Source organism: Pseudomonas sp. D5(2026) (genome assembly GCF_057766845.1).
In genome coordinates this window covers 251,262-266,173 of sequence record NZ_CM173421.1, presented here as the reverse complement: position 1 = coordinate 266,173, position 14,912 = coordinate 251,262, and the positions used below count along the sequence as shown (strand labels likewise).

General features: G+C 60.2%; 16 protein-coding genes, 2 tRNA genes and 1 pseudogene. 13 read left to right on the top strand and 6 right to left on the bottom strand.

All coding sequences use genetic code 11. The annotated features are described in order from the left end of the window. Window positions 1–77 precede the first annotated feature (77 nt). The 3 genes from AC3B5Q_RS01210 (at window position 78) to AC3B5Q_RS01200 (ending at window position 1,868) form a co-directional block, all read left to right on the top strand. Window positions 78–153: transfer RNA gene (locus tag AC3B5Q_RS01210), tRNA-Phe, on the top strand. Between the two features lie 169 nt (window positions 154–322). After that, on the top strand, window positions 323–1,303 hold the full coding sequence (gene ppk2, locus AC3B5Q_RS01205; protein WP_021782629.1) for a polyphosphate kinase 2: 981 nt from the start codon (window positions 323–325) through the stop codon (window positions 1,301–1,303). Between the two features lie 121 nt (window positions 1,304–1,424). Next, window positions 1,425–1,868 carry a hypothetical protein gene (locus tag AC3B5Q_RS01200; protein WP_021782628.1) on the top strand — a complete coding sequence of 148 codons (444 nt, stop codon included), beginning with the start codon at window positions 1,425–1,427 and terminating at the stop codon, window positions 1,866–1,868. Between the two features lie 113 nt (window positions 1,869–1,981). On the opposite strand, the gene gabP is transcribed toward AC3B5Q_RS01200, so the two are convergent. Further along, window positions 1,982–3,367 (bottom strand): GABA permease, encoded by a 1,386-nt coding sequence (gene gabP, locus AC3B5Q_RS01195; RefSeq protein ID WP_021782627.1) that lies wholly within the window; start codon window positions 3,365–3,367, stop codon window positions 1,982–1,984. Window positions 3,368–3,998: 631 nt separating this feature from the next. Between gabP and AC3B5Q_RS01190 the strand changes: the two genes are divergently transcribed. From AC3B5Q_RS01190 to AC3B5Q_RS01170, 5 genes are all read left to right on the top strand, one after another. Then, window positions 3,999–4,772, top strand: a complete 774-nt coding sequence (locus AC3B5Q_RS01190) for an ABC transporter ATP-binding protein (protein ID WP_003255746.1) — start codon at window positions 3,999–4,001, stop codon at window positions 4,770–4,772. An 11-nt stretch (window positions 4,773–4,783) separates the two neighbouring features. After that, window positions 4,784–5,536, top strand: a complete 753-nt coding sequence (locus tag AC3B5Q_RS01185; protein WP_021782626.1) for an ABC transporter substrate-binding protein — start codon at window positions 4,784–4,786, stop codon at window positions 5,534–5,536. A 54-nt stretch (window positions 5,537–5,590) separates the two neighbouring features. Further along, complete coding sequence (locus AC3B5Q_RS01180) at window positions 5,591–6,283, top strand: ABC transporter permease (RefSeq protein WP_021782625.1); 693 nt, start codon at window positions 5,591–5,593, stop codon at window positions 6,281–6,283. After that, a complete protein-coding gene (locus AC3B5Q_RS01175; protein ID WP_014589362.1) occupies window positions 6,283–6,972 on the top strand; it encodes an ABC transporter permease in 690 nt (229 codons plus the stop codon). The genes AC3B5Q_RS01180 and AC3B5Q_RS01175 overlap by 1 nt, the downstream gene beginning before the upstream one ends. Before the next feature lie 127 nt (window positions 6,973–7,099). Continuing rightward, window positions 7,100–8,305, top strand: coding sequence for a methyltransferase (locus tag AC3B5Q_RS01170; RefSeq protein WP_021782624.1), 1,206 nt, complete (start codon window positions 7,100–7,102; stop codon window positions 8,303–8,305). A 293-nt stretch (window positions 8,306–8,598) separates the two neighbouring features. On the opposite strand, the gene AC3B5Q_RS01165 is transcribed toward AC3B5Q_RS01170, so the two are convergent. Continuing rightward, complete coding sequence (locus AC3B5Q_RS01165) at window positions 8,599–8,889, bottom strand: DUF3077 domain-containing protein (RefSeq protein ID WP_021782623.1); 291 nt, start codon at window positions 8,887–8,889, stop codon at window positions 8,599–8,601. 525 nt (window positions 8,890–9,414) lie between these two features. On the opposite strand from AC3B5Q_RS01165, the gene AC3B5Q_RS01160 reads away from it, so the two are divergent. The 3 genes from AC3B5Q_RS01160 to AC3B5Q_RS01150 all read left to right on the top strand — a co-directional run bounded on the left by AC3B5Q_RS01160 (window position 9,415) and on the right by AC3B5Q_RS01150 (window position 10,438). Further along, a complete protein-coding gene (locus tag AC3B5Q_RS01160; protein WP_021782622.1) occupies window positions 9,415–9,657 on the top strand; it encodes a hypothetical protein in 243 nt (80 codons plus the stop codon). Window positions 9,658–9,755: 98 nt separating this feature from the next. Further along, window positions 9,756–9,831, top strand: a tRNA-Thr gene (locus AC3B5Q_RS01155). Window positions 9,832–10,114: 283 nt separating this feature from the next. After that, window positions 10,115–10,438 (top strand): helix-turn-helix domain-containing protein, encoded by a 324-nt coding sequence (locus AC3B5Q_RS01150; RefSeq protein WP_011953230.1) that lies wholly within the window; start codon window positions 10,115–10,117, stop codon window positions 10,436–10,438. Here AC3B5Q_RS01150 and AC3B5Q_RS01145 read toward each other — a convergent pair. Continuing rightward, window positions 10,435–10,689: a type II toxin-antitoxin system RelE/ParE family toxin gene (locus AC3B5Q_RS01145; protein ID WP_325950988.1), complete on the bottom strand. Its 255-nt coding sequence runs from the start codon at window positions 10,687–10,689 to the stop codon at window positions 10,435–10,437. The genes AC3B5Q_RS01150 and AC3B5Q_RS01145 overlap by 4 nt on opposite strands. A 162-nt stretch (window positions 10,690–10,851) precedes the next feature. Here AC3B5Q_RS01145 and AC3B5Q_RS01140 point away from each other — a divergent pair. Continuing rightward, window positions 10,852–11,066 (top strand): annotated as a pseudogene (locus tag AC3B5Q_RS01140) (tyrosine-type recombinase/integrase); the annotation flags it as partial. A gap of 4 nt (window positions 11,067–11,070) precedes the next feature. On the opposite strand, the gene AC3B5Q_RS01135 reads toward AC3B5Q_RS01140, so the two are convergent. Together AC3B5Q_RS01135 and AC3B5Q_RS01130 are read right to left on the bottom strand one after the other, a co-directional pair. Further along, a complete protein-coding gene (locus tag AC3B5Q_RS01135; RefSeq protein ID WP_021782620.1) occupies window positions 11,071–11,544 on the bottom strand; it encodes a helix-turn-helix domain-containing protein in 474 nt (157 codons plus the stop codon). Window positions 11,545–11,585: 41 nt separating this feature from the next. Next, complete coding sequence (locus AC3B5Q_RS01130; RefSeq protein WP_230849509.1) at window positions 11,586–12,062, bottom strand: type II toxin-antitoxin system HigB family toxin; 477 nt, start codon at window positions 12,060–12,062, stop codon at window positions 11,586–11,588. A 58-nt stretch (window positions 12,063–12,120) separates the two neighbouring features. Here AC3B5Q_RS01130 and AC3B5Q_RS01125 point away from each other — a divergent pair, with 58 nt between their 5' ends. After that, entirely contained in the window at window positions 12,121–12,327 is a 207-nt protein-coding gene (locus AC3B5Q_RS01125; RefSeq protein ID WP_028697322.1) for a DUF3079 domain-containing protein, read from the top strand. A 164-nt stretch (window positions 12,328–12,491) separates the two neighbouring features. Here AC3B5Q_RS01125 and AC3B5Q_RS01120 read toward each other — a convergent pair whose 3' ends face one another. Then, window positions 12,492–14,789, bottom strand: a complete 2,298-nt coding sequence (locus AC3B5Q_RS01120) for a TonB-dependent siderophore receptor (protein WP_414816102.1) — start codon at window positions 14,787–14,789, stop codon at window positions 12,492–12,494. Between the last annotated feature and the right edge of the window lie 123 nt (window positions 14,790–14,912).

The window sequence follows — 14,912 nt, the reverse complement described above, 5'->3', positions numbered from 1 at the left end:
AAGCGACGGAATTAATTTAAAATTTTTTCAAAAAGTCGTTGACGAGCGGTCCGGAAATCTATTTAATTCACCTCGTCGCCCAGATAGCTCAGTCGGTAGAGCAGAGGATTGAAAATCCTCGTGTCGGCGGTTCGACTCCGTCTCTGGGCACCACCTTCAAGCTTCTGGTGGTTGCAAAGTTACCCGAAGCGACAACAAGAAACCCGCCTAGTGCGGGTTTTTTGTTGTCTGTAATTTTTCTCATTGATCAGCATCAAATAGCCATTATTCGCTCACCTTCATAATCGAATACGGACATCCGTATCGACCAGCAAGGACCTCCATGAGCGAAGAATCACCCCTCCTGCTCCCCTCCCCCAGCGAATCCGCACTCACACCGATCCGCACCCGCCGCCCACGCCAGCGCAAGCCGGAGCCGACAATAACCAGCATCAGCCAGCAACCCGCAGCGCTGGAGGTTGCCACCGCCCCCAAGGGCAGCAACGAAGACAGCACCTCGGCGCGCCTGCCGGCCAACTACCCTTACCGTACCCGCCTGCGACGCCAGGACTACGATAAGGCCAAGCATGCGTTACAGATCGAGCTACTGAAGGTACAGAGCTGGGTGAAGGAAACCGGCCAGCGGGTGGTGATCCTGTTCGAAGGGCGCGATGCCGCAGGCAAGGGCGGCACCATCAAGCGCTTCATGGAGCACCTCAACCCACGCGGTGCGCGCATCGTCGCTCTGGAGAAGCCTTCCGAGCAGGAGAAAGGCCAGTGGTACTTCCAGCGCTACATCCAGCACCTGCCCACGGAGGGTGAAATGGTGTTCTTCGACCGTTCCTGGTACAACCGGGCCGGAGTCGAGAAGGTGATGGATTTTTGCACGCCACTGCAGTACCTGGAATTCATGCGTCAGACGCCAGACTTGGAGCGCATGCTGTGCAACAGTGGCATCCTGCTGTTCAAGTACTGGTTTTCGGTGAACCGCGAAGAGCAGCTGCGCCGTTTCATTTCGCGCCGGGACGACCCGCTCAAGCATTGGAAGCTGTCACCCATCGACATCAAGTCGCTAGACAAGTGGGAGGACTACACCTCGGCCAAGGAGGCGATGTTCTTCCATACCGATACAGCCGATGCGCCGTGGACGGTGATCAAGTCCGATGACAAGAAGCGGGCGCGGATCAACTGCATCCGGCATTTCCTGCATTCGCTGGACTACCCGGGTAAAGACCCTCGGGTGGCGTATGCACCCGACCCTCTGCTGGTAGGCCGAGCTTCACGCGGCTTCGAAGAAGATGAGACTCCGCAGCCAGCCACCTGAAGGCTCGGCATGCCTACCATCCCGCAGACCTCTCCACTGCAGCGCTCGGGAGCACTGCTTGGGTTTATCGGGCAATTGCGCTTCAATACGCGCACTTTCAGACACACCCAAGGATTTGCCCATGGCCACCCCTACCAAGCAACAGAAACGCGCCAAGCGCGCCGCCAGCAAGGCCAAGCAGAACCGCATGGTACGCAGCGGCCAAGCGGTCAAGGCCAGCGCCGGCGACAGCGCCAGCGTCGAGCAGGTGTACAACAAGGCCATGGAGTCGGGCAGCTACGACGCGATGTTCAACAAGATGAAGGAAGCCCAGGAAGGCGGCCTGGTGCCAATGATCTCGGTGTTCCTGGTGGACCCGCTACTCGCCCTCGTGCTCAAGGGGCACAAGGAAGAACACGCCACCGACTACATCGTGCTGGTGTTCAACGCCTACCGCAAATGGCTGGACGGCGCTGACGAAGAGACCACCATGGCCTGGCTGGAGAGTGATGAATTCCAGGAAGCCTATATCGCAGCTTCCGAACTCGTGGCCAAGCAGCAGCAACAGCAGAAGCAGTTTGGCTGACAGGCCTGTGGTGAACCTGTGAGAGCGGGCTTGCCCGCGAACGGGCCATCACAGGCGACAGAAAAGGCCGCACCCTTCACAGGGCGCGGCCTTTTCATTTAAGCCAGCGCGGATCAGCTGTCCAGCGCCACCCGCCCGGCAGCCTCGCGCTTGCGGTGAACCAGCAAGCCAGCCGCCACCACAGCAATACTCAGCAGCGCAGTCGCAATGATCTCTACACGGTGATCCTCACGCAGCGCCATGACTACCAGAATGGCAACGATGAAGGCAATGGTCGCCCAGGTCAGCCCCGGGAACAGCCACATCTTGAAGGTGATCTTTTCGCCACGGGCTTCACGCTGGGCGCGCATGCGCAGTTGCGACACGGCGATCACCAGATACACCAGCAGCGCAATGGCGCCAGAGCTGGCCAGCAGGAACTCAAATACCTGGGCCGGTGCCACGAAGTTGGCGAACACGCAGAGAAACGCCGCCGCAGTGGACAGCAGTACCGCCACGTGCGGGGTCGCCGCCTTGGTGGTGCGCTGGGCGATGGCCGGAGCGTCGCCACGCTTGCTCAGCGAGAACAACATGCGCGAAGAAGTGTATAGCGCCGAGTTCAGGCAGCTGGTTACTGCAACAAGCACGACGATGTCGACGATCAGCTTGGCGTTCGGCACACCGATACGGCTCAGCACGGTCTGGTAGGAGCCAGCCTCGGCCAAGGCCGGGTCGTTCCACGGCACCAGGGCCACGACCAGGAAGATCGACACCAGGTAGAACAGGCAGATACGCCAGATTACCGAGTTTGTGGCACGGCTGATCTGCTTGCCCGGGTCCTTCGACTCGGCAGCGGCGATGGTGACGATTTCAGTACCCATGAACGAGAACATGGTGGTCAGCATCGCGGCCAGCACTGCGCCCAGACCGTTGGGCATGAAGCCCTGGGTATCGAACAGGTGGCTGGCACCGCTCACCTGGCTATTCGGTACAAAGCCGAACAAAGCAGCACAGCCCACGGCGATGAAGCCGATGATCGCCAGCACTTTGAGCAAGGCAAACCAGAACTCGAACTCACCGTAGTTCTTCACGCTGCACAGGTTGGTAAGTGTCAGTGCCAGGGTAATGATGAGGGAGAACGCCCACAGATCAACTGCGGGGAACCAGGCATGCAGAATGGCCGCGGCCGCGTTGGCCTCCAGCGGAATCACCAGCACCCAGAACCACCAGTACAGCCAGCCAATGGTGAACCCGGCCCAGCGCCCGATGGCGCGGTCGGCATACGTAGAGAACGAACCGGTGTCAGGCGAGGCGACTGCCATTTCACCCAGCATACGCATCACCAGCACGACCAGCGTACCAGCGGCAGCGTAAGCCAGCAGCACGGCAGGGCCGGCAGCTGCGATGGCGTGGCCGGAGCCTACGAACAGGCCGGCACCGATGACGCCAGCGATGGACAGCATGGTTACATGCCGTTGTTTGAGCCCCTGAGCGAGGTCATTGGAATTGTTACCGCTCATTGAAACTACCTTTGTAAGGAGTGGACCACGCCGACTGCGGATACAGAGCGCGCCAGGGGTTGACCTAGGCGTCGCTGCAATCGGCGGTTTCCTACTGGCAATAAGCGCGCCAGGTGCTGAATACATTCATCAGAAAACTCTGCAGGCCTTTTAGGATGCGGCCCGGAGGGCTTTCGGCCATTCCTTGACCGAAAGGGCACCAAATAGGCGGATTACTGAAATACCCACTTACAAATGCACCAAAGGTGCTCCTCGGTAACACCTTTGCACCACTGCAATGCCGAGAAGTGCAACCCATGGGTACAACCTTATGACCCCAACGAAGCATTCGCGGGGTAACCCGCTCCCACAGGTAAAAGGTAGGGTTTACCCCTCCAATGGGCCAAAACAGCTTCCATGAGCCGGCCAAAGCTGGCACCATCGCGCCTTTTTTCATCAAGGCTCTGGTGCTGGGCGACACCTTCGCGGACATCTGCGCGACGTTACGCTGTAGCGATGCGACAAACTGCCCCACCAGCGCCCCCAGTCCCCGGCGACCCTGTTGGCCGTCATAATGCCGCTATGCTAGCTTGGCGCACGCCAGGAAGGCCGCCAACAGCTGGGAACGCACCCGAACACATGAGGACCGCACATGGCTCAGGCCACGCCCGCGCTGGAAATCCGCAATTTGCACAAACGCTACGGCGAGCAGGAAATTCTCAAGGGCATTTCGCTGACCGCTCGCGACGGTGACGTGATCTCCATCCTGGGGTCGTCCGGCTCCGGCAAGTCCACCCTGCTGCGCTGCATCAACCTGCTCGAGAACCCGCACCAAGGCGAAATCCTGGTCGCCGGTGAAGCCCTCAAGCTCAAGGCCGCCAAGAATGGCGACCTGATTGCAGCCGACAACCGCCAGATCAATCGCCTGCGCAGTGAAATCGGCTTTGTCTTCCAGAATTTCAACCTGTGGCCACACATGTCGATCCTCGACAACATCATCGAGGCGCCACGCCGCGTGCTCGGCCAAAGCAAGGCCGAGGCCATCGAAGCCGCCGAAGCGCTGCTGAACAAGGTCGGCATCTACGACAAACGCCACAGCTACCCCGCCCAGCTTTCCGGTGGCCAGCAACAGCGCGCCGCCATTGCCCGTACCCTGGCCATGAAGCCTAAAGTGATCCTGTTCGACGAGCCCACTTCGGCCCTCGATCCGGAAATGGTCCAGGAAGTGCTTAACGTTATCCGCGCATTGGCCGAAGAAGGCCGTACCATGCTGCTGGTGACGCACGAGATGAGCTTTGCCCGCCATGTGTCCAGTGAAGTCGTCTTCCTGCACCAGGGCCTGGTCGAAGAGCAGGGATCGCCGCAGCAGGTCTTCGAAAACCCGACCTCGGCGCGTTGCAAGCAATTCATGTCCAGCCACCGCTAACGGAGCAATACATGCACACCTACAAGAAGTTTCTCCTGGCAGCTGCTGCCACGCTGGTGATGTCGGCAAACGCCATGGCCGCAGAAAAACTGCGCATGGGCATCGAAGCCGCCTACCCACCGTTCAACAACAAGGATGCCAGCGGTAACGTGGTTGGCTTCGACAAAGACATCGGCGACGCCCTGTGCGCCAAGATGAAAGTCGAGTGCTCGGTCGTTACCTCCGACTGGGACGGCATCATCCCGGCCCTTAACGCCAAGAAGTTCGACTTCCTGGTGTCGTCGCTGTCGATCACCGACGAGCGCAAGCAGGCTGTGGACTTCACCGATCCGTACTACTCCAACAAGCTGCAGTTCATCGCGCCGAAAAACGTCGACTTCAAGACCGACAAAGCGTCGCTGAAGGGCAAGGTCATCGGCACCCAGCGCGCCACGCTGGCCGGCACCTACCTTGAAGACAACTACCCGGATGTCGATATCAAACTTTACGACACCCAGGAAAACGCCTACCTCGACCTGGTCTCCGGTCGTATCGACGGCATCCTGGCCGACAAGTACGTGCAGTACGAGTGGCTGAAAAGCAAAGACGGCTCGAACTTCGAGTTCAAGGGTGAGCCGGTGATGGACAGCGACAAGATCGGCATTGCCGTGCGCAAAGGTGACACCAAGCTGCGCGACGACCTGAACAAAGCCCTGGCAGAAATCAAAGCCGACGGTACGTACAAGAAAATCAACGACAAGTACTTCCCGTTCAGCATCGAATGATCCGCCCTGACCGGCGCGCCCTTGCGGCGCGCCAGTCCCTAAAATGACCTGCCCATGAATATCGACCTGCACGGATTCGGTCCGGCCATGATGGCCGGCACCCTGATGACCGTAAAACTGGCGCTTTGCGCCTTGCTGCTGGGGCTGGTCCTGGGCCTGCTCGGCGCCCTGGCCAAGACCTCTCCGCTCAAGCCGCTGCAATGGCTTGGCGGCTTCTACTCGACCCTGGTTCGCGGCGTGCCCGAACTGCTGTGGGTGCTGCTTATCTATTTCGGTACCGTCGGGCTCATGAGCAGCCTCGGCGAAGCCCTGAACATGCCGGGCCTGGAGCTCAGCGCCTTCGCTGCGGGCGTCATCGCCCTCGGCCTGTGCTTTGGCGCCTACGCCACCGAAGTGTTCCGTGGCGCCATCCTGGCGATCCCCAAAGGCCACCGTGAAGCTGGCCTGGCGCTGGGCCTGTCCAAGGGCCGCATCCTCTCGCGGATCATCCTGCCGCAGATGTGGCGCATCGCCCTGCCCGGCCTTGGCAACCTGTTCATGATCCTGATGAAGGACACCGCCCTGGTGTCGGTAATCGGCCTGGAAGAAATCATGCGCCACGCACAAATCGGCGTGACCGTGACCAAAGAGCCGTTCACCTTCTACATGGTTGCAGCCTGCATCTACCTGGGCCTGACCGTCATTGCCATGACCGGTATGCATTTCATGGAAAAACGCGCCGCTCGCGGCTTTGCGAGGGCTGAATAATGAATTGGGAAGTCATCTTCAAATGGCTGCCACGCCTGGCCGAGGGTGCGGTCCTTACTCTGGAACTGGTGGCCATTGCCGTGGTTGCCGGGTTGATCCTGGCCATCCCGCTGGGCATCGCCCGTTCCTCGCGCCACTGGTACGTGCGCGCCGTGCCGTTCAGCTACATCTTCTTCTTCCGCGGCACGCCACTGCTGGTGCAACTGTTCCTGGTCTATTACGGCCTGGCGCAATTCGATGCAGTTCGTTCCAGCTCGCTGTGGCCGTACCTGCGCGACCCGTTCTGGTGCACGGTGCTGACCATGACCCTGCACACCGCCGCGTACATCGCCGAGATCCTGCGCGGCGCACTGCAGTCGATCCCCAAAGGTGAGATCGAAGCGGCGCGGGCGCTGGGCATGTCGCGGGGCAAGGCGCTGTTCTACATCATGCTGCCACGCGCCGCACGCATCGGCCTGCCGGCGTACAGCAACGAAGTGATCCTGATGCTCAAGGCCAGTGCCCTGGCCAGTACCGTGACCCTGCTGGAGCTGACCGGCATGGCCCGTACCATCATTGCCCGCACCTACCTGCCGGTGGAAATCTTCTTCGCTGCAGGCGTGTTCTACCTGGTGATCTCGTTCATGCTGGTGCAAGGTTTCAAGCTGCTGGAGCGCTGGTTGCGCGTGGATGCGTGCCAAGGGCGCTGACATCTCCTGGCCTTCTTCGCGGGCACGCCCGCTCCCACAAGTACTGCACAGTGCTTAGCCTGTGCACTATACCTGTGGGAGCGGGCGCGCCCGCGAAGAGGCCCCGAAAACCAACACATGTCTACCCATGCCCAACCACCTCCACAGCCACCACCTAAGCACCCGCTTCCAGGCCCTCGACCAGTTCCTGATCGAGCACCAACGGCTGTGGAAACCCCGCCCCTTCACCACCCTGCAACTGGCCTGGGAAACCACCCACCCAGCGCTTGCCGCCCACCTGCGCCAATGTTCACTGGCAGACGCCGAAGCCGACAGCGCCACTGACCGCTTGCCTGCCCCATTCCCGCAACTGGCCGAGCAAGCCCGACAGCTCGTTACGCTCGGCAGCCTTCCGCAAACCGACCTGCCACCTGCCGCCCACCGCCTGGACGTCGCCGTCCCCGGCCGCAAATGGCAGCAGATCGAAGCCTTCGCCAGCCACCTGGCATTCCGTGCCCGGCCCCACCACTGGCTGGACTGGTGCTCTGGCAAAGGCCACCTCGGCCGCCGCCTGCTACAACCCGGCCAGCAGTTGACCTGCCTGGAGTACGACGCAGAACTGGTCACCGCAGGCCAGGCCCTGAGCACGCACCATCACCTACCGGCACAGCACGTACACCAGGACGTGATGGCCACAGACAGCGCTCGCCACCTGGCTGACGATAAAAGCGTGGTTGCCCTGCATGCCTGTGGCGATTTGCATGTACGCCTGATGCAACTGGCCAGCCAGCAAGGTTGCCGGCAACTGGCCGTAGCCCCCTGCTGCTACAACCGCATCGCCGTGCAGCAATACCAGGCGTTATCCACAGCCGCGCAGGCGTCGAGCCTGCAGCTGTCGCTGGACGACCTGGGCCTGCCCTTGAGCGAAACCGTCACTGCCGGCGCCCGCGTGCGGCGCCAGCGCGACACCTCGATGGCCCGGCGCCTGGGCTTCGACCTGCTGCAACGCCAGCAGCGCCAGACCGATGAATACCTGCCGACGCCTTCCCTGCCGGTGGCCTGGCTGGAGAAACCCTTCGAACAATACTGCCGTGACTTGGCTGAACTGAAGCAATTGCCAGTGAGCGGCAATCCGGACTGGGCAATGCTGGAAGCTGCGGGCTGGCAACGCCTGGCCGAGGTTCGGAACCTGGAGCGCGTACGCAACCTGTTCCGTCGGCCACTGGAGCTGTGGCTGGTACTCGATCGCGCCCTGTTCCTCGAAGAACAAGGCTATGACGTGCGCCTGGGCCTGTTTTGCGATTACCCACTGACCCCGCGCAACCTGCTCATTCTCGCGGAACGCGACGGTTAGCCGCAGCACAACCTGTGGATAAGTCTGTGAACAAGCTTGTGATTACCTGTTGGATCCAAGCGCTATTTCAAGCGCTTGGCTTATTCCCGCTTGCAGCTGCAACCCAGTAAAAACAGGCGTTTGCGCAAAGACCAGCGGCGTAGCGATCCGGCATGCCTTTCGCTCAGGCCCCTGATGCCACTTGTGCATAAAGATTTCTTGTGGTTAGCGCAAGCGCTGTTTGCACGGTCGCTTGTGGGAGCGGCCCTTGCGTCGCTAAAGGGCTGCAAAGCAGCCCCGGCGGTCTGACTTTTTCAATTCGCCTTACCCTTGGCGATCTCGATATCGTTCATCAGCGCCTTGGCCATGTCGCACAGGTAATCGGCTGCACCCAGGAATTTATGGTCGTCCTCCATATCCCCCTCGCGCACCAGGTGCTTGATGTAACCCATCAGGATCGAGACATGCTCGTAGGCAGCATCGATGGGGACGCCGGGCTCTACGCGTAGCAGATTGAGGGACGGGTTACCGGCTGCGAGGAAGGTTTCCACGCCTGCGGTTGTGATTGGTTTGGGGCTGTTGGGATCAGAATCGATCGTTTTCACTTTTCAAACTCCCTAGTTCAAAAGGAGTTGCCGTGTTCATTCTTTCTCACGGAACAAAGGCGGCAACCGTGCACGAGGTGAGAAACCGAGTGAACGTAGGAAGCTCGGCCAGACCAAGGTCTGCCCGCGCACAGTCGCCATTACGCAGCCGATACGTTCAAAGTCGGGTTCTCACACCCGGTCGCCAGAGCGACCCGAAAACGGTATCCGTGAGCCACTTCCCCGACAACAGCGTTACTTCGGCGGCGCGCGTAGGATACTTCCGAAGCATCCAAACCCTGAAGCTTTTGACCCCATGGTTCAGAATTGCCTTACACAGATAACCCGGCTTACCCGGCCCCCTGTAGGAGCGGGTTCACCCGCGAAGAGGCCATGCCAGGCAACACAAGGCTAATGCTCCACCGCCGCAACGGTGTATCATCCACCCCCCAAATCATTAAAAAGTGACGTCGCGCGCTGCCCGCCAGCCCCGCGGCCTTCTGGCGTTGCGCCAGAACCGACAATGGACCAACGGACCTGACCATCGTGACCCGAGCCAAACTCCTCGCCCTGTTGACCTTCGCCCTGACCGGCTGTGCCGGCGGCACCTCGCCCAACCCCAGCAGCAACCTGGACTGGAACCACCCCGGCATGCAACTGGGCGGCGACAACGGCCTGCCCCTGCGCACCGAAAGCCCCTGCCGCAAGCGCGGCTGCGACAACGACAAGCTGTTCTTCAACCCGGGCAAAAGCGAGCCTAGCGTCACCACCATGCACCGCGGCTGGTAGGAAAATTCTTCTTTTGGGCCGGTGACTTAGGTCTTTTGCGAACATTCGCAAGGAAGTGGTTTACAGGCGCCAAACGATCGCTATAATGACGCCCCATTGCCGGTATAGCTCAGATGGTAGAGCAACTGACTTGTAATCAGTAGGTCCCGGGTTCGATTCCTGGTGCCGGCACCATACGCAGTATCAAGAAAGGCTCACCGAAAGGTGGGCCTTTTTTGTTTTCCCCCCCGCAGCCCCCAATCCCCTGCCTTACAGATGCCCTGAAGCCACCGCGATCAGTGTAGGAGCTGGCTTGCCTGCGATGGGCTGCGCAGCAGCCCCCCCCAAGCAGATGCAATTCTCTGATCACAGCCCAGCTCAAAAACAGACACACCCTCCAACACAAACGCTTTGACTCGCCAACCAATCCCCACTACGACTTATCGCAAATTTTAGATATTTCTGCCGAGGCAAGCCGATGGCGCTTCAATTCCACGAAAGCCCTTTCCACGCCACCCACGACGCAGATACCGCCAGCAAAATGGCCTTGAAAATGGACTTGTCCATTTTCATCACTGACTGCATCAAAAAAATGGGCCTCAAACAGCATGATGCCGCAGCCAAGCTGAACGTCACCCAATCCCGCATATCCGAGCTTGCAAATGGCAAGATCGAGAAATTCACCTTGGACGCCATGATGGACATGCTGGACAAGCTCGGCTTTCGCACAACCCTGACCCTGCCCTCGAACGATGCCGGTTCACCGCCCCAGATCGTGATCACCCAAACGCCTGGCAGCTAAACCCTGTATCCCATTTTTCTCAGTTCTTGCTTCAACTCCTTCATCCGCTGTTCGGCGACCTGCATCGCGTGCCGGTCGGACCTGTTGGTCGTTTTTACGAACGAATGCAACACGACGACCATGTCTGCAAATTTGGCCACATACACACATCGGAATGCAGGGCTGCCGTTGATGATGAGCTCAATCGCACCCGCCCCTACCGACTCGGTCAACGACTTGATCGGCCGCTCTGGGTCCTGGCCATACTGGATGCGTCGCAGCCACGGCGAGATGCAGTATTGGTGACGGCATGGATGCCAAGAGGAGCGAATCTAGCGCAGTGGCTTGCAGTTGGCGGAATTAGAAATGTTTCGCGGTATACCCTGAAATATCGTGTTTCTCTCGCCCGCTGAAATCAGTTCGACCTCATTTGGGGCCGGCTACATTCACGTTGTACCCCGCCGCATGCAGTGGCCTTGCTTGGGCAGATCTACGCGATCACTGGCAAATTCGACTTGGTGTTCGCGGGGGTTGCCGCACTCAGGACGATGGCTACGACACCAAGGCGGACATCTGCGGCCACGGGTTCCGAGCCATGGCATGCAGTGCGCTGGTCGACCCTGGGTTGTGGTCGGAGACGGCTATCGAGCCTGTCAAATCACCCCATGCATGAAGAACTCAACCGGTACGCTGAAAAACTCAGCAAAGCCCTTTATCTGGGCAACCGTCATCTTCCGCTTGTTGTTCAGAATCTCGGATACCGCGCTCTGGGTCGCTATCGCCGACAGGTCCTTCTGCTTCACGCCCCTGTCCGACAGCAGAAAGGCCAACGCTTCGGCCTGGCTCGCGAACGGCACCAATACAGACTCACTCTCATACTCGTAGACGCGGTCCGCTACCATCTCGGCAAAGCGTGCCGCAGCGTGGCCTTCGCTGTCCGCATGGGAGTAGAGCTCGTCGATCAATGCCATGCGTGCCTCAAGCTCGGCATCGTCCTTGATGGGGTCATGGCAGGCGGCTAGAAGCTGGGCCATGGTTGCCATCTGAGTGTTCAGGCCATCGAGCATGGGTGAAATATTAGCGATGAAGGCATCTAGTCCATTGGCTTCGATTTTATCCCGCTTCATGTTGTCACCTGTCGAATTGAAATATCGCGCGGCCCAGGTTGCTACCTGATATCGCTTCTGCACCATTTGTCGTACTCGGCGTGCGACAGAATGGCCTTGATGTAGAGAGTGCCCGTTCGCGCATTGAGCCACGCGATCAGGCGGCATTCGTTTTTCTTGATATCGAACACGTAGATATCAAGCGGCCCTTTGCGGCTGGCGGGCCTAAGTTTTGAGTGGGGGATGCGATCAACATTCCAGCCAGACACAGTGACCCACGTCTGCCTTAACTGTTCAAAAGATTCAAACCGCAGCGTCGCCCTGTCGAAGGTCGTCAGCCACAGGCTTAGGGGCGCTTTCCACTGGCCGTGGGCTTCAATCGCCTTGGTTACCGCCGCTTTCGTTATGACCCGCATTGTGTTGTCCCGGCGCACCAACATAGGGTGGAAAATATCTCTTATCCAGATATCTGTCAACCAGATATCTGGATGCGCGATGTACGGTGACCTGGCGATCGCCAATGGATTGATGCCCGTCAAACGACGGGCTGGGCGAGGAGTTTACGTTCAGAACAGGCAGCCCTGAGGGAGGATGAACATGGCCAAGAGATTCCCCACAAACCCTCGCCACCCCGAGCGTATCTGCTGGGGTTGCGACCTGTACTGCCCTGCCAAGGCGCTAGCCTGTGGCAATGGCGCAGACCGGACCATGCATCCGGTGGAGCTTTTTGGCGAGGATTGGGATAGCTTCGAGGGCCAGTTGGAGAAGCCGGTTGATCCAAGGCAAGCGGCAGAGCCCAGGTAAGAAAGGGCCGCTTGGCGGCCCAGCGCAGGCCTTGAACCCAGCGCTGGTTCCGTGTGCGGGCGTGCCCGCGACGCTGGCGATGCGGTTGCAGGCACCGGCTGCGCCGGTGTTCGCGGGTGAACCCGCTCCTACAGGTACAGCGCCAGGCCTTGTGGAAGAGCTGATCAGAACGCGGTGCTTACCGTCAACGACAGGTTACGCGGGTCACCATAAATCGCCCCGGCATAGAACCCGTACTGGCTGTAGTAGTGCTTGTCGAACAGGTTGTTGGCGTTGAGGCTGACGCTGGTCTCATCGGTCAACTGGTACTTGGCCATGGCATTCCAGATGGCATAACCGGACCAGTTCACGTCAGTGGCACCATTGCTCACACCGTTGGTGGGCTGGCCAGCCGGGCTGGAGATGGCGCGGATGTTGCTCTGCGCAGTCACGCCGGCGCCCAGGGTCAGGCGATCGAGCGGGCCGCTCAGGCGGTAGGTGGTGGAGGCCTTGAACAAGTGCGACGGGTCGCTGCGGCCGTCGCTGTCGACGCGACGGAAGTGCAGGTAGGTGTAGCCGGCGTAGACGTTCCAGTTGGGGGTCAGGGCGCCTGCGACTTCCAGGTCGATACCGTCGGTTTCCTGCCCGGAACCGGCCTTGTAGGCGCTGCCGCCGGTCGGGGTGGTCAGGTCGCCGTCCAGCACGGCCTTGTTTTCCTGCTTGGTGCGGAAGTACGCCGCCGAGGCGTTCAGGCGGCCATCGAACCACTCACCCTTGATACCGGTTTCGTAGCTCTGCCCACGAATCGGTTCGACCTTGCTGCCGCTGCTGGTTTCAGAGGTTTGCGGGGTAAAGATGTCGGTGTAGCTGGCGTATACCGAGTAGTTGTCGTTGAGGTCGTACACCGCCCCCAGGTAAGGGGTGACGATGCCGTTTTCTTCCTGGCTGCTGCGCTCGCCGGCCACACTGCGGGTGACCGAATAATAGTTGCTGGTGCGCACGCCAACGATCACCGACAACGGGTCGGTGATGCTCAGGCGGGTGGCGGCGTACATGCCCTGCAGGCGGGTGGTGGTTTTGCTGTGAAGGCCGGTGCGCGAGGCGATGAGGTCGTAGTCGCCATCCACGCCATTGTGCCAGTCGGTCACCGGGAAGCCGTTGTTGGCGCGGAACTGGCAACCCAGTGCAGGCGCGCTGGCCATGCCGTCGCCGACCATGGTGCAGGTGTACTGGGGCGACCAGCCGACGGTGCGGCTGTCGTTGTAGCCGACCATGGCCTGGTGAGTGCGGCCGAACAGCTGGAACGGGCCAGACAGGTCGATCTGCGCCGATTGCTGGGTGGTGTCGCTGGAGCTGTGCAAACCGTTCAGTACGGCGCCGCTGCCGTCCTGGTCCCAATAGCCGCCGTAGCTGCCGCGCCCTGCCGAGTTTACCTTGGCAAGGCCCCGGTGGTTCAGGGCTTCGGTGGTGGCCTGGGCGGCTTTCAGGTCCAGGGTCCAGTCGTTGTCGAAGCGGTGCTCAAGCGAACCGAACGCAGTGCGGGTGGTGTATTCGCCAAAGCTCCAGCTGGGCACCAGGTTGGTGCTGCGCGGCAAGTCGGTCTTGCTGCCGTCGCGGTACCAGATCGGGATGTTCGCGCCCCAGCCGCCGCCCACAACCTTGTTGTACTCATACTGATAACCGGCGCCCAGGGTGGTGGCGTCGTCCAGGTCGAACTCGAAATTGGCCAACGCGGCGCGGGAGCGCTCGGACTGGTTGTCACGGAAGGAGTTGGCATCCTGTTGGGTCATCACGAAGCGCGAACGCAGGCGGCCATCTTCGGACAGAGGCAGGTTCAAGTCAGCCCCCAGACGACGCTTGTCCCAACTGCCGTAAGTGGCATAAGCACTGCCGCCGAAGGTTTTGGTCGGTGCCTTGCGGATCAGATTGACGGTGGCCGAGGGGTCGCCGGTGCCGCCCAGCAGGCCGTTGGCACCGCGCACGATGTCGATGCGTTCGTACAGGTCCATGTTCAGCGCATTGCCGCTGCCACTGAAATCGGAACCGCCCTGGGTCTGCAGGCCATCGACCTTCCAGTTGCTGATCGAGTAACCACGGGCGCGGTAGTCGGTACGCCCACCCACCTCGGACTTGTTGGCTGTTACGCCTGGGGTGGTTCCCAGTGCCTGCTCGATGGTGTGGATGTCGCGGTCATCCATCTGCTGGCGGGTGATGGTGGTAACCGATTGCGGCGTCTGCCGTGGTGTCAGTGCCAGGCCTGTAGAGCTACGAGTGCTCTCGACCGTGTAGCCCAACTGGCCGGCCTCGTCGGCAGGCAGTAATGCGCTGTCTTCGATCTGCGTGGCGTCCAGTACAAGGGGTTTGCCGTCGGCAGCCATTGCCCCACCGCTGATGGCGACGGCAACGCAGAAGGCCAGCGGCTTGAGGCGACTACCACTTTGACTGAAGGGGGTGAACGCTGTCGGGATGCTCTTGGGATTCATTTGGGAAGGCTTCGTATTTGCAGATGATTTTTTGTTAGGATTCTAGGGATCAGCCCTCCGGGCTCCAGACCCGACATGTACGGGGATGTAATTGAACGTAACGAGCGCCACCGGCCCTCACCT

Coding starts and splice junctions, on each gene's coding strand:
- ppk2 (WP_021782629.1), top strand. CDS start 323: ATGAGCGAAGAATCACCCCTCCTGCTCCCCTCCCCCAGCGAATCCGCA.
- AC3B5Q_RS01200 (WP_021782628.1), top strand. CDS start 1,425: ATGGCCACCCCTACCAAGCAACAGAAACGCGCCAAGCGCGCCGCCAGC.
- gabP (WP_021782627.1), bottom strand. CDS start 3,367: ATGAGCGGTAACAATTCCAATGACCTCGCTCAGGGGCTCAAACAACGG.
- AC3B5Q_RS01190 (WP_003255746.1), top strand. CDS start 3,999: ATGGCTCAGGCCACGCCCGCGCTGGAAATCCGCAATTTGCACAAACGC.
- AC3B5Q_RS01185 (WP_021782626.1), top strand. CDS start 4,784: ATGCACACCTACAAGAAGTTTCTCCTGGCAGCTGCTGCCACGCTGGTG.
- AC3B5Q_RS01180 (WP_021782625.1), top strand. CDS start 5,591: ATGAATATCGACCTGCACGGATTCGGTCCGGCCATGATGGCCGGCACC.
- AC3B5Q_RS01175 (WP_014589362.1), top strand. CDS start 6,283: ATGAATTGGGAAGTCATCTTCAAATGGCTGCCACGCCTGGCCGAGGGT.
- AC3B5Q_RS01170 (WP_021782624.1), top strand. CDS start 7,100: ATGCCCAACCACCTCCACAGCCACCACCTAAGCACCCGCTTCCAGGCC.
- AC3B5Q_RS01150 (WP_011953230.1), top strand. CDS start 10,115: ATGGCGCTTCAATTCCACGAAAGCCCTTTCCACGCCACCCACGACGCA.
- AC3B5Q_RS01135 (WP_021782620.1), bottom strand. CDS start 11,544: ATGAAGCGGGATAAAATCGAAGCCAATGGACTAGATGCCTTCATCGCT.
- AC3B5Q_RS01125 (WP_028697322.1), top strand. CDS start 12,121: ATGGCCAAGAGATTCCCCACAAACCCTCGCCACCCCGAGCGTATCTGC.
- AC3B5Q_RS01120 (WP_414816102.1), bottom strand. CDS start 14,789: ATGAATCCCAAGAGCATCCCGACAGCGTTCACCCCCTTCAGTCAAAGT.